This window comes from Streptomyces sp. F63 (genome assembly GCF_018070345.1).
GTDB lineage: Bacteria > Actinomycetota > Actinomycetes > Streptomycetales > Streptomycetaceae > Streptomyces.
Genome location: NZ_JAGPXX010000002.1, coordinates 1 through 13,405 on the forward strand (window position 1 = coordinate 1; position 13,405 = coordinate 13,405).

Below are 13,405 nucleotides of genomic sequence, written 5' to 3' on the forward strand. Positions count from 1 at the left end.
AACGGGATGCCCATCAGCCACCCGATCCGCCGGGAACATCCCGCTTCGCGGGACGTTCCCGAAAACCAGGATCAACCCCCGCAAGCCGACGCCACCGGGGTTGACGAAACAGATAGGGGCACCCCCCCGCAGGGCCGGGCGGGTCCGGGTGACCGTCGCCGGTGCCGCACAATGTGCGGATGAACGGAGCACATCCTCTCCCTGACGAGCCCGCACCGGCCGGGACGGGGGCCGTCCACCGCCTGCTGGTACTGCCCGACCGGGACACGGCCGAGGAAGCGGCCGCCGAGGCGGTGGAGCGCTTCGGCCTGGGCAGGGAGCCTGAGATCGTACGCGAGGCGCTCGCCGGTGAGGACGACGCCGAGGACGCCCAGTGGCTGGTCGTGATCGAGGAGCCGGCCGCCGGCCGGGACCCGGTGGTGCTGAAGGCGCTGGAGGCGCTCGCGGCGGAATACGACGGCTGGCTCGAGTCCGCGTGACACCGGCACGCGGGAGGGCCGGAGGGGGCCGGACCGGGGCGGGCGCGGAGGAACGGACCATCCCGAACAGCCGTCCGGTGAACGGTGCGTGACGGGCCCGGTAATCCGTCTCCGGCCCCGCTGACCGTCCGTACCGTGCTCACGCCGGTCCGACCGTCCCCCGCGAGGTTCCGCTGTGAGAGTGCCCGAGACCGGGATCCTCCTGGCCGCGGCCGGCATCGGCGCCACCCACCTGCGGCATTTCCCGGGACGGCGGACTCACCGCCGGCTTCATGACCTATCCGCACAGCGACACCGCCAGGAACCCCTTGCGCGCCCACGCCCTCGTGCCCCGCGTCGACCGCCGCTCCCTGCCGGACGCGCTCTGCCTGCCGTGACGGCGGCACCCGGCCTGGCGGGCGGACCGGTCACCGCGATCGCCCCGTGCGTGTCCGTCCGCAGCACCACCGCGCCCCCGGCCCGGAGGGCCCTCAGCGTGCGCGGGGCCGGGTGCCCGTAGTCGTTGTCCGCGCCACAGGAGATGAGGGCGATCCGGGGCCGCAGACGGCTGAGCAGCCCCGGGTCCTGGTAGGCGGATCCGTGGTGGGCGACCTTCAGGATGTCGACGGGCGGCAGTTCGGACGACAGCGCCAGGCGCTGCTGGGCCGGCGGTTCCAGATCACCGAGCAGCAGCATGGTCAGCCCTCCGGTCCGGACCAGCATCGTGACACTGGCGTCATTGGCGCCCTCCGCCACCAGGCCCGGCAGCGGCCAGAGCACCTGCCAGGCGATCGGGCCCAGCCGGCGCGGCCCCGGCACGCTCCGCAGTACCCGCACACCTGCGGCGGCCGCGGTCCGCCGCACGAACGCGGCCTGGTCCGCGGGGTCGTCGAGCGTCGTGGTCTCGATGGCACCGACCGAGCGGCCCCGCAGCAGACCGGGCAGGCCGGCCACGTGGTCCGCGTGGAAGTGGGTCAGGACCAGGAGCGGGATGCGCCGGACGCCGAGGCTCCGCAGACAGCGGTCCACCGCCTCCGGCTCCGGTCCCGCGTCCACGACCAGGGCCCTGCCCCCGCCCGCCGGGAGCACCAGGGCTTCCCCCTGGCCCACGTCGCAGACGGCGAGCCGCCACCCCGGCGGGGGCCAGCCGGTGACGAACCTCGGCAGCGGCCCCGGGCGCAGTACGGCCGTCAGCAGGACCAGCGCACAGCCCGCGCAGAGCCACGGGTGGCGCACCAGCCGCGGGACCAAGGACACCAGCAGCGCCGTGACGGCGGCAAGCAGCAGCCCACCGGTCCAGCCGCCCGGCCAGTGCAGCTCCGCGCCCGGCAGCGCCGCCCCGGTGCGGGCCACGGCCGCGATCCACTCCACCGGCCACCCGGCGAGCCAGGCCAGTGTCTCGGCGGCGGGCATCGCCAACGGGGCGGCCGCGAGCGCGGCGAAACCGAGCACCGTGGCCGGGGCCACGGCCAGTTCGGCAAGCAGATTGCACGGGATTGCGACCAGGCTCACCCGCGCCGCCAGCACCGCGACCACCGGCGCGCACACGGCCTGCGCCGCCGCCGCTGCCGCCAGCACCTCGGCCGCCCTGCCGGGAACCCGCCGCCGCTGCAGAGCGGCACTCCAGCGCGGGGCGAGCGTCAGCAGCGCGCCGGTCGCCAGTACCGAGAGGAGGAAACCGTACGAGCGGGCGAGCCACGGGTCGTACAGAACGAGCGACAGGACCGCGGCGGCCAGCGCGGGCAGCAGCGATCTCCGCCGGCCGGTGGCGATGGCCAGCAGGGCGATCCCACCGCAGGCGGCGGCCCGCAGCACACTCGGCTCCGGCCGGCACACGACGACGAAGCCCAGGACGAGCAGTCCGCCGAGCAGCGCCGTACCGCGCAGCGGGATCCCGAACCGGGGGGCCAGTCCGCGCCGTTCGGCCCGGATGGCCAGATGCGGGGGCCCGATCAGCAGAGCCAGCACGATCGTGAGGTTGGCACCGCTCACGGACAGCAGATGCACCAGATCGGTGGCGTGGAACGCCCGGTCGAGTTCGGGCGGTACCCGCGAGGTGTCACCCACCACGAGCCCGGGGAGCAGCGCCCGCGCGTCGGCCGGAAGCCCGCCGGACGCCTCCCGGAGCCCCGCCCGCAGCCCTCCGGCCGCCCGCTGCACGGCGGTCGGTCCCCGCACCACCACCGGCGGCCCCTTGCCGGTGCCCCGCAGCACGGCGGCCACCCGGTCTCCCCCGCCCCGGGAGGGCACGGCACGCGCCTCCAGCCGCAGCCGGGTGGACGGCAGCAGCCGCAGCCACGCCGCCCGCTCGCGCGCCCCCGGGCGCCGCTCGCCCTCGGCTCCTCCGGGAACGGCCCGGAGCGGGATGATGACGAGCACCGGTGTGCGGACCTCGGTGGCCGTGCCGTCCGCGGCCGTGACCCGCCGGGCCTCGGCCGTGAGCACCACGGCGGGTGGGCCGCTCCGCGGACCGTGCACCCGCGGGCGGGTGAGCCGCGGATCACCGGTGACCGTCACCTCGGCCGTGATCTTCGCCGATTGCCGTGCCAGGCCGGGCAGCGGTCCCCGGTGCAGATCGGCGGCGTGGAGCGCCCCCGAACCGGCCGCGGCCGCCGCACAGAAGAGGGCCGTCGCCAGCGCGATGCCTGTGCTCCCCCGGCGCCGCACGGCCGGCCCCGGCTCCGTACCGGGCGGTTCCCCGGCCGTCCGGCCGGCGGTCCGGCCCCCGCCGGGGTCCTCCGTCCGGCCACGGGTGAGAGCCGCGTGCAACACCACCAGCCCCGCCACCGCACAGCAGACCGCGCCGCCCGCGGCCGCGACCGGCTGGACGCCGACCGCCACGGCGGCAGCAGCCCACGCGGCCAGCGCACAGGGCAGCAAGCGCAGATCCGGGCCCTCCGGGCGCGGGGTCGCGGAGTCAAGCCTCCGGCCGGGAGCGGCGGCGGGTGCGGGCGCCCCCCTCATGGCCGCACCAGGGGCTGGATGTCCGCGAATCGGCGGTCGCCGATCCCGTTGACCTCGCGAAGCTGGTCGACGGATGCGAACCCTCCCTGACGGTCGCGGTGTTCGAGGATGCGCCGGGCCAGAACCGGCCCGACACCGGGGAGGCCGTCCAACTGCTCGAGTGTGGCGGTGCTGAGACTGACCGGTCCGGCGGCAGCTCCCCCGGCCGCCGGACCGGGCGCGCCCGCCGCTGCCCCGCCGGTGCCGGGCGCGGCCGCGGGGCCGCCCACCACGATCTGCTCACCATCGGTCAGGACGCGCGCCCGGTTGAGCCCGGTGGTGTCCGTGCCCGGACGGACACCACCGGCCGCTTCGAGCGCGTCCGCGACCCGCGATCCCGCGGGGAGCCGGCGAATCCCGGGCTTGCGGACCTTGCCCGCCACGTCCACCACGACGGCGCGGTCCCCGCCCGGCCGGACGGGCCCGGGAACCGAAGCGGGCGGGGCCGGGTCCGTGGCCTCGGGCAGCGCCGCGGGACCGGCCGCGCCGGCCGGCTCGGCCGCCGGCACCCGCACGGTGGCGGGCCGTCCGGTCCAGAAATGGTGGGCCGCGAATCCGACCGCGACCACGAGGACGACGGCGAGCGCGGCAAGAGTCCTCGGCTCCGCCCCGCAGCGCAGACTCACCCACAGCGGCAGCCGTTCGCCGAGGGCGAGCCGCCATCGGGAGTGCCACGGCAGCGGACGCGCCTCCGTACTCCTCCGCCCCCGCGATTCCGGATCGCTCAGCGGTGTGGGCGCGGGTTCGGCCGGCGGCTCCGGTTCCGGGACGACCGGCTGACGGGCCGGAAGGCCGCCGAAGAGAGCCGTCGCACGCGCCCTCGTCCCGCCTGGTGCGTCCCGCCCGTACACGGGTACCGCACGAGGAGCCCGGTGCCGGCGCCGGACGCGGCGGTCCGCCCGGGGCCTCCCGGGCCCCCGCGTGGCACCACGGCCGGGACCCGACGCGGTCGTCACGGAGTGTGTTCGGATGTCCATGCGGCGACGGTAGGACGACTGGCCGCGCTCGGCGGAAATACCGGAAATGCCGTGGATAACTCGCCGGTTGTGGAAAACTCCGTGCCCGTTTCGGATGAATGTCCGCCTCTGGGCCACCAACTCGGCCCCGCTGCCGCTTCACTGCGGGGCATGACCCGTTTTCGTCTTCTCGCCGTGCCGATCCCCCGTCCACGCACCCTTCTGATGCGCTTCTCCCGAGTCCTCCGCATCCGGCCGCCCGGTGGTCCGGTCGCCGTGCCCGCCGGACTGCACGGCGCACCCCTTCCGCCGGCGGAGCAGGAAGTCGTTCCCGCGACCGAGTCCCCACTCCCCCGTCCCGCGGCGGCGTCCGGCCGCGGCACCGCCGGGCCGCGGTCAGATCCGCGGAGACACCACCACGCCCAGGAGCCCCGGCCCGGTGTGGGCGCCGATCACCGCACCGACCTCGCTGACCAGGAGTTCGGCCAGCCCGGGCACCCGCGTCCGCAACCGTGCCGCCAGGGCTTCAGCCCGCTCCGCCGCCGCGAGATGGTGCACCGCGATGTCCACCGGCCCCGCGGCGGCCCGCTCCACCACGATCTCCTCCAGCCGGGCGATGGCCTTCGACGCCGTGCGCACCTTCTCCAGCGGCTCGATCCGCCCGCCGCCCAGTCTCAGCAGCGGCTTCACCGCCAGTGCCGAGCCGAGAAGAGCCTGCGCGGCGCCGATCCGGCCGCCGCGCCGCAGATAGTCGAGGGTGTCCACATAGAAGTAGGCCGCGGTGTCCTCCGCGCGCTTCTCGGCCGCGGCCACCGCCTCGTCCAGACTGCCCCCTGCCTCGGCGGTCTCCGCAGCGGTCAGCGCGCAGAAACCGAGGGCCATCGCCACCATGCCGGTGTCCACGACCCGTACCGGGACCGGCGCCTCCCGTGCGGCGAGCACAGCCGCGTCGTACGTGCCGGACATCTCCGCCGACAGGTGGAGGGACACGATGCCCGGCGCCCCGGCCGCGGCCACCTCGCGATAGGTGGCGGCGAACACCTCCGGGCTGGGCCGGGATGTGGTCACCGGTGTCCGGTGTTGCAGCGCCTGGGCAACGGACCGCGCGGAGACCTCGGTGCCCTCCTCCAGGGCCCGGTCACCGAGCACCACGGTCAGCGGTACGGCCCTGATGGCGTGCCGTTCCATCGCCTGCGGTGGCAGATAGGCCGTGGAATCGGTGACGATCGCGACATGGCGGGACATGAAGGGGAGGTTATCCGGGGATGACGGGCGCGGACAGCGCGGGGGCGATCTGCGGGTCTCCGGTCCCGGCCGGAACGGACGGATACCGCGCCGGCAGGCCCGGCGCCGGAATACGCGGGACCGGCACACACCGGTCGGACGGCACCGGTTCGGGCGGCGGCCGTACGGCCGCCGCCTGCCGGACAGCCGCGGCTGGGACTGCCGCCGGGGGCACGCAGCACGCGCCGCCGCGGGGACGGCTCATGTGGTGCTCTCGGGGCGCCGGGTCTTCTCCCAGGGAAAACCGGTGCGCAGCCGGGGCTCGCGGGCCGTGAGGGCGGGCGGTGTCCGCGGGGCCTCCTGCGCTCCGGCCTGTCCGGGCTGCGCCTCCGGTCCTGCCGGATCCGCGGCCTCCACCGCGTCGGCGCCGCCGGCCCGCGTCCCCGTCGATGTCCCGGCCGGCGTCTCTGTCGGTGTCTCTGTCGGCGTCTCTGTCGGCGTCCAGTGCCGCAGTGCGCCCGCCTCCATCTGGATCTGTCCGGTGAGATCGCCCAGGTCGTCGTCGGCGAACTGACGGGCGCGGTCCTGTGCGGCCCAGCGCAGTGAATCCGCGGAGTGCACGATCCGCTCGGTGCGTTCCCGCAGTCCGGGAAGGCGTGTGGCGACCCGGCTCCGGTCGGGCTCGCTCTCCAGCCGCTTCAGTTCGGCGTCCAGTTCCCTGCCGTGCGCGCTGAGGCGGTCGAACAGGCTCAGTGCCTCGCCGAGCGACGCGTCCTCCGGCGCGGCCGCCCGCAGGGTCTCCTGGGTGGCGCGCATGGAGGTGCGGAGCGAGAGGCGCAACTGGGCCACTTCGCCCGCCGCCCCGGGCAGAGTCAACTGCCGGGCCCTGAGCGTGGTGTCCTCGACCGTTCGGCGGGCCTGGGCGACCGTGCGGTCGACACCGCGCTTGGCGGCCCCCACGGCCTTGGCCGTCGCGTAGACCCCGGTTGCGACGAAGAGCACGAAGAAAAGGACCACCACCAGAATCGCGGCTTCCATGAACGCTCCTCGCAGTCTTCCGTGTGCCGGTGCGCGGTGCCCGGAACCGTCGTCCGCACCGAGGGACAGCGCGTCCCTCCCTCCTACGGTAAACGCCCCGGGCGGGCCGGGGGGTGCGTGCGAACCCCCGGCCCGCCCGGGAAAAACCCTGAGAGACCCCTACGGGCAGGGGTCACGCCGGGACGATGTTGACCAGCTTCGGTGCCCGCACGATCACCTTGCGGATGTCCGCGCCGCCCAGCGCGGCACGGACCGCGTCCTGCGCCAGTGCCAGCGCCTCCAGTTCGCCCTCGTCGATGGACGGCGCCACCTCCAGCCGCGCCTTGACCTTCCCCTTCACCTGCACCACGCAGGTGACGGTCTCGTCCTGGACGTAGGCCGGGTCGGCGACCGGGAAGGGCTCGTGGACGACGGAGGCGGTGTGGCCCAGCCGGTGCCACAGCTCCTCGGCGATGTGCGGAGCCAGCGGCGCGACCAGCAGCACCAGCCGCTCGGCCACCGTCCGGGGCACCGGGCCGCCCGCCTTGGTCAAATGGTTGTTCAGCTCGGTGACCTTGGCGATGGCCGTGTTGAAGCGCAGCGCGGCCATGTCCTGGGTGACGCCGTCGATCGCCTTGTGCAGGGCGCGCAGGGCGGCCTCGCCGGGTTCGGCGTCGGTGACGGTCACCTCGCCGGTGTTCTCATCCACGACGTTGCGCCACAGACGCTGCAGCAGCCGGTACTGGCCGACGACCGCGCGGGTGTCCCAGGGCCGGGAGACGTCCAGCGGGCCCATCGCCATCTCGTACAGGCGCAGGGTGTCCGCCCCGTACTCGGCGCAGATCTCGTCGGGCGTGACCGCGTTCTTCAGCGACTTGCCCATCTTGCCCAGCAGCCGGGTGACCTTCTCGCCCCCGTACCAGTAGGCGCCGTCGCGCTCCTCGACCTCGGCCGCCGGGACCGCGATGCCACGGCTGTCCCGGTAGACGTAGGCCTGGATCATGCCCTGGTTGTACAGCTTGTGGAACGGCTCGGCGGAGGACACGTACCCCAGGTCGTACAGCACCTTGGACCAGAAGCGGGCGTACAGCAGGTGCAGCACGGCGTGTTCCGCGCCGCCCACGTACAGGTCCACACCGCCGTGCGGCTGCCCTGCGCGCGGCCCCATCCAGTAACGCTCGATCTCGGGGTCGACCAGCTTCTCGCTGTTGTGCGGGTCCAGGTAGCGCAGCTCGTACCAGCAGGAACCGGCCCAGTTGGGCATGGTGTTGGTCTCGCGCCGGTACATTCGCGGTCCGCGCCCGTCGCCCAGGTCCAGCCGCACGTTCACCCACTCCTCGTTCCGGGACAGCGGGGTCTCCGGGGAGGTGTCGGCGTCGTCCGGGTCGAAGGTGCGCGGGGAGTAGTCGTCGACCTCCGGCAGTTCCAGCGGCAGCATCGACTCGGGCAGCGGATGGGCGACGCCGTCCTCGTCGTAGACGATGGGGAAGGGCTCGCCCCAGTAGCGCTGGCGGCTGAACAGCCAGTCGCGCAGACGGAAGTTGACGGTGCCCTCGCCGATGCCGCGCTCGGTCAGCCAGTCGGTGATCCGCGCCTTGGCCTCGGTGACGGTCAGACCGTCCAGCGACAGGCCGTCGCCGGCGGAGTTGACGATCTGCGCGTCGTAGGAGGCGAAGGCGTCGTCCCAGTCGGCCGGGTCGGTACCGCGGCCGTCGGACGGCTCAACGACGCAGCGCATCGGCAGCTCGAAAGCGCGCGCGAAGGCGAAGTCACGGCTGTCGTGCGCCGGCACGGCCATGATGGCGCCGGTGCCGTACCCCATCAGCACGTAGTCGGCGATGAACACGGGGACGCGCTCGCCGCTGACCGGGTTGACCGCGTACGCGCCGGTGAAGACACCGGTCTTCTCCTTGGCCTCCGCCTGCCGTTCGACGTCCGATTTCGACGCGGCCTGCTTGCGGTACTCGGCGACGGCCTCGGCCGGGGTCGCGTGCCCGCCGGTCCAGACGGCGTGGGTGCCCTCCGGCCAGGCGGCCGGAACGATCGAGTCCTCCCCGGAAACCAGCTCGTGCTCCGGGGCCAGCACCATGTAGGTGGCACCGAACAGGGTGTCCTGCCGGGTCGTGAACACGGTGACCGCGCGCTCACCGCCGGCGGCCGTGCGCACCGGGAAGTCGACACGGGCTCCCTCGCTGCGGCCGATCCAGTTGCGCTGCTGCAGCTTGATGGCCTCCGGCCAGTCCAGTGCCTCCAGGTCGTCCAGCAGCCGGTCGGCATAGGCCGTGATGCGCATGTTCCACTGGCGCAGCTTCGCCTTGAAGACGGGGAAGTTGCCGCGCTCGGAGCGGCCCTCCGCGGTGACCTCCTCGTTGGCCAGCACGGTGCCCAGGCCGGGGCACCAGTTCACCGGCGCGTCGGAGGCGTACGCCAGCCGGTACTCGCCCAGCAGACCGGCTCGTCCGGCCGCGTCCAGCTCGCCCCAGGGGCGCCATCCGGCCGGGGTCTCCCGCTCCCCGCTCTCGAACTGCTCGATCAGGGTGGCGATCGGCCGGGCCTTGTCCGCCGCCTCGTCGTACCAGGAGTTGAAGATCTGCAGGAAGATCCACTGGGTCCACTTGTAGTAGTCCGGGTCGATCGTGGCGAACGACCGGCGCGTGTCGTGGCCCAGGCCCAGCCGGCGCAGCTGGGCCTTCATGTTCTCGATGTTCGCCTCGGTGCTGGCGCGCGGGTGCGTGCCGGTCTGCACGGCGTACTGCTCGGCGGGCAGCCCGAAGGCGTCGAAGCCCAGGGTGTGCAGGACGTTGTGGCCGGTCATCCGGCTGAAGCGGGCGTAGACGTCGGTGGCGATGTAGCCCAGCGGATGGCCCACGTGCAGTCCCGCCCCGGAGGGGTACGGGAACATGTCCATGATGTATTTCTTCGGCCGGTCGACCGCACCGGAGCCACCGTCCGCGGCCAGGTCGCCGGTCGGGTTGGGGGCCTCGTAGACGCCCTCGGCGTCCCAGAAGTCCTGCCAGCGTGCCTCGATGTCGGCTGCCAGGGCCGCCTCGTACCGGAAGGGCGCCGCGGCCGGCCCGGGGGCGGAATGGGTGTCGCTCATCGTCTCAAAGCTCCATCGATCGTCTCTGCCCTCTGCGAGGCACGTTCCGGAAATGGAAAAACCCCTCGCACAGGAGGGGACGCCGCGCCGATTCCGGCCCGGTGGTTCTTTCCACCGGCCGGGACTGATCAGCGCGGCTCGCTAAGCAGAAGGCGTACGGCACGCATGCGTGTCAGGGTACCGCAGCCGTCACAGCCAACGCACCGAGCCGGGATTGAACGCCGGGCGCCGCCGGTCCGTATTGGTCGTTCGAGCAAATATCCATACGCCCGGACGTTGCCCGACAGGCCACCTAGCATGCGGAGCCGGGACCCCTTCCTCGCGTCACAGGAGTCGCCTCGCATGAAACCTCATCGCAAGGTTCCACGGAACATGCCCTCCATCCCCAAACCGGCCGCGTCGCAGACGAAGGTCTTCGCCGCGTCGGTCGCGCTCCTGCTCGTCATCCCGCTCATCCTGGCCCTGGCCACGGGCGACCGCTTCCGTGCCTTCCTGGACTTCGGTGCCGGCGTCCTCTCGCTTCTCACGCTCACCGCGTCCGTGGTCTGGGGGCTGATCGCGGCCCACCGGCTGCTGCTGAACCCGCGGGACCGGCTGCTGGCGCAGGGGGTCCACCGTGCCGTCGCCGTCGCCTCGCTCGGCTTCCTGGTGGTGCACGTCGCGGTCAAGGTCTCGCTGGACCACGCTCCCCTGATCGCCGCCCTGGTGCCCTTCAGCCTGGGCATCACCGGCGCGGGCGGCCTGATCGGCATGGGCTCGATGGCCGCCTACCTGATGGTGGTCGCGGGTTCCACCGGCGCGCTGCGCAGCACCTTCGTGCCCAACAGGGAGGTCGCGGGCCGCTGGCGGGCCATCCACGCCGTGGCCTACCCGTCCTGGTGCTTCGCCGTGATGCACGGCCTGTACGCGGGGCGTCCCGCCGCGGGCTGGGTGACCGCCATGTACGGACTGTCCCTGCTGGCCGTGGGGCTGGCGGTGGCGGCGCGGCTGCTGCCCCAGCCGCAGCGCCGGCGGATCGCGCAACTGGTGCTGTCGGTGATGCAGCCGGACGCCGCCGGGCACCGGCCCGCCGCGGCGGCCGAGGAAGGCGCCCGCCGCGACACCTCGGTGTCCCCGCTGCCCGGTGCGGGGTTCCGGCCCCGCGGCGCGGCGGCGTCCGCGTCCGCGTCCGCCTCCGCCGGCGGCCGCGACGAGATGCGGCCGCCGCTCGACTCGACCCGGGCGGTGCCGATCGGCAGCAGCCTGGGATCAGGCCTGTCGGCGGGGTACCGCGCGATGTCGTCCGACCAGACGTCCGGCGGGCGGGGGGATCCCCTGTCGGGGCCCGCGCCGGGCGGCCAGGGCTTCGCCGAGGCTCCCACCCGGCAGATGCCGACCTTCGCGGAATCCGGTGACGGCACGGGCGGGTACGCGGGATACGGCGGATACGGCGGATACGGCGGATACAGCGGGGCGAACGGCGTGGCGGGTGAGCCGCTGACCGGCTCCGTGACGGGCCAGGGGGACCCGTCCGCGGAAGCCTTCCCCCGCCGGACGGGGGACCCGCTGGCGGGCCGCGGTCCGGACCCGCTGCGCGATCCGCTGACCGAACCGTTCCCCGGGGTGACGCATCTGGCATCATCCGAGCGCTGGCCGACGCCGTCCCCGCCGCCGCCGGCACCGGCCGAGAACATCAGGCCCGCGCCTCAGCCGGACCCGCTGACCGACACCTCGACCGGATTCTCGTATCCGCCCCCGCCCGGTGAACCCTGGCAAGAGACCGCAGGAGGCCGACCATAAACGCCGAGCTGCCCGACGTACTCGATCTCCGGGTCGTGGGAGTCCCCCAGCTGACCGCCGGCCTGGACCTCGCCCGCCGCCTGGATCTCGACATGCACCTGAAGGTGCACGGGCCACTCCAGCCCATGCCCGGCGAGCGCCTGGCCGAACTGGCCGAGCTCATCTCGCTGAAGGGCAAGGGCGGTGCCGGCTTCCCCTTCGGCAAGAAGCTGCGGGCGGTGGCCAAGTCCGCGATACGCCGCGGGGTCCGCCCCGTCGTCGTCATCAACGGCAGCGAGGGGGAACCCAATTGCCGCAAGGACACCCTGCTCATGAACCGGGCCCCCCATCTGCCGCTGGACGGGGCCCTGCTGGCGGCCGAGGCGCTGGGCGCGCGCACCCTCGTCATCGCCGTCACCCGCGACTCCACCGAGTCGTCCATGCGGCAGGCCCTGGCCGAGCGAGGGCTCTCGGACCGCCGCGGCCAGCCGCTGCGCGCGCGGGTCGTGCGCACGCCCGAGCGCATGGTGTCCGGTGAGTCCTCGGCGGTGATCCGGGCGGCGAACGGGGGGCCGTCGCTGCCGCCGGGCCGCAAGGTCCGCGCCTCCGACTCGGGTGTGGCCAACGCGCCCACGCTGCTGTCCAACTGCGAGACGTTCGCCCAGCTCGCCGTGGCCGCACGGCTCGGCGCCGACCGCTACGGCAGCATCGGCCTGAGCACCGAGCCCGGCACCGTCATGCTCACGGTCTCCGGTTCCGTGCCGCGGCCGCTGGTCATGGAGGTGCCCAGCGGGGTGCCGCTGCGGTACGTGCTGGAGCTGGCCGGGGCACCGCCAATGCCGCAGGGCGTGCTGTCCGGCGGCTACCACGGCAAGTGGATGGACGGGATGTCGGCGCACGGCGCCACCATCTCCCGGGCGTCCATGGACGCGGCGGGCGGCGCGCTCGGCGCCGGCGCGCTGCTCCCGCTGAGCCCGGACACCTGCCCGCTGGGCGAGTGCCTGCGGGTCGCCAACTGGCTGGCCGCCGAGACGGCGGGCCAGTGCGGCCCCTGCAAGCTCGGTCTCCCCGCCGCGGCGGCCGGGCTCGCCGAGGTGCTGGGCGGCGGCGGCCGTACGGCCCTGGAGGCGCTCCGGCAGGTCACCCAGTCGGTCAAGGGCCGCGGTGCCTGTGCGCACCCGGACGGCTCCGTACGGTTCCTCACCTCCTCGCTGAGCGCCTTCACCGACGACCTCGCGGCGCACGCGCTCCAGGGCGGCTGCGGCCGGCCCACCCATGGCGTGCTGCCGCTCCCGTCGCCCGGCTACCAGGAGGAAGGCATCCCCAGCGGTCAGAAGCTGATGGTGGACTGGACCCTCTGCAAGGGCCAGTTGATCTGTGTCGGGGTGCTCCCCGAGCTGGTCCGGCAGGGGCCGGACGGCTACCCGGTGCTGGCCGACACCCCCGTACCGCTGCATCTGCAGGGCGAAGCGCAGCGGGCCGTCCGCCGCTGTCCCGAGCTGGCGCTGCGCCTGGAGGAGGCCCCGGCGCCGCGCAACTCCCTGCCGTCCTCCGGCGGCCGCAAGGCGCTTCCCCGCGGCGGCGGATGACCCGGTCGCGCACGGCCGCCGCCGGTGCCCCGCACGCGTCGCGCCGACGCGTGCGGGGCACCGCGCTCCAGTGGCCCGCACGCCCCACCGGGGGGTGGGGAGAAGCGGCTGGGACGACGCGGGAGGGGGAGCAAGAACACCAGAGCGGGCCGTCCGATCGGACGGCCCGCTCTGTTCATTGTGGAGCTAAGGAGAATTGAACTCCTGACCTCCTGCATGCCATGCAGGCGCTCTACCAACTGAGCTATAGCCCCGTGCCTCCGCCCCGGTTCCCCGTGGCGGCTGCGCCAACATTACACG

The 13,405-nt window shown here is 74.1% G+C and carries 8 protein-coding genes and 1 tRNA gene; 3 read left to right on the forward strand and 6 right to left on the reverse strand.

The annotated features are described in order from the left end of the window. Positions 1-179: 179 nt before the first annotated feature. Positions 180-479: a hypothetical protein gene (locus KBZ10_RS02265; protein WP_247701709.1), complete on the forward strand. Its 300-nt coding sequence runs from the start codon at positions 180-182 to the stop codon at positions 477-479. Positions 480-749: 270 nt separating this feature from the next. Here KBZ10_RS02265 and KBZ10_RS02270 read toward each other — a convergent pair whose 3' ends face one another. The 5 genes from KBZ10_RS02270 to leuS all read right to left on the reverse strand — a co-directional run bounded on the left by KBZ10_RS02270 (position 750) and on the right by leuS (position 9,758). Further along, positions 750-3,422 carry a ComEC/Rec2 family competence protein gene (locus KBZ10_RS02270; RefSeq protein WP_210985774.1) on the reverse strand — a complete coding sequence of 891 codons (2,673 nt, stop codon included), beginning with the start codon at positions 3,420-3,422 and terminating at the stop codon, positions 750-752. Beyond that, positions 3,419-4,087, reverse strand: coding sequence for a ComEA family DNA-binding protein (locus KBZ10_RS02275; RefSeq protein ID WP_307847138.1), 669 nt, complete (start codon positions 4,085-4,087; stop codon positions 3,419-3,421). The genes KBZ10_RS02270 and KBZ10_RS02275 overlap by 4 nt, the downstream gene beginning before the upstream one ends. A gap of 726 nt (positions 4,088-4,813) precedes the next feature. Beyond that, positions 4,814-5,662, reverse strand: coding sequence for a DegV family protein (locus KBZ10_RS02280; protein WP_210985776.1), 849 nt, complete (start codon positions 5,660-5,662; stop codon positions 4,814-4,816). A gap of 240 nt (positions 5,663-5,902) precedes the next feature. Further along, positions 5,903-6,679, reverse strand: a complete 777-nt coding sequence (locus KBZ10_RS02285) for a hypothetical protein (protein WP_210985777.1) — start codon at positions 6,677-6,679, stop codon at positions 5,903-5,905. Positions 6,680-6,851: 172 nt separating this feature from the next. Further along, positions 6,852-9,758 (reverse strand): leucine--tRNA ligase, encoded by a 2,907-nt coding sequence (gene leuS, locus KBZ10_RS02290; RefSeq protein ID WP_210985778.1) that lies wholly within the window; start codon positions 9,756-9,758, stop codon positions 6,852-6,854. Between the two features lie 342 nt (positions 9,759-10,100). On the opposite strand from leuS, the gene KBZ10_RS02295 reads away from it, so the two are divergent. Next, positions 10,101-11,537 carry a hypothetical protein gene (locus KBZ10_RS02295; RefSeq protein ID WP_210985779.1) on the forward strand — a complete coding sequence of 479 codons (1,437 nt, stop codon included), beginning with the start codon at positions 10,101-10,103 and terminating at the stop codon, positions 11,535-11,537. After that, positions 11,534-13,105, forward strand: coding sequence for an NADH-ubiquinone oxidoreductase-F iron-sulfur binding region domain-containing protein (locus tag KBZ10_RS02300; protein WP_210986053.1), 1,572 nt, complete (start codon positions 11,534-11,536; stop codon positions 13,103-13,105). The genes KBZ10_RS02295 and KBZ10_RS02300 overlap by 4 nt, the downstream gene beginning before the upstream one ends. Positions 13,106-13,286: 181 nt before the next feature. Here KBZ10_RS02300 and KBZ10_RS02305 read toward each other — a convergent pair. Beyond that, positions 13,287-13,359: transfer RNA gene (locus tag KBZ10_RS02305), tRNA-Ala, on the reverse strand. Between the last annotated feature and the right edge of the window lie 46 nt (positions 13,360-13,405).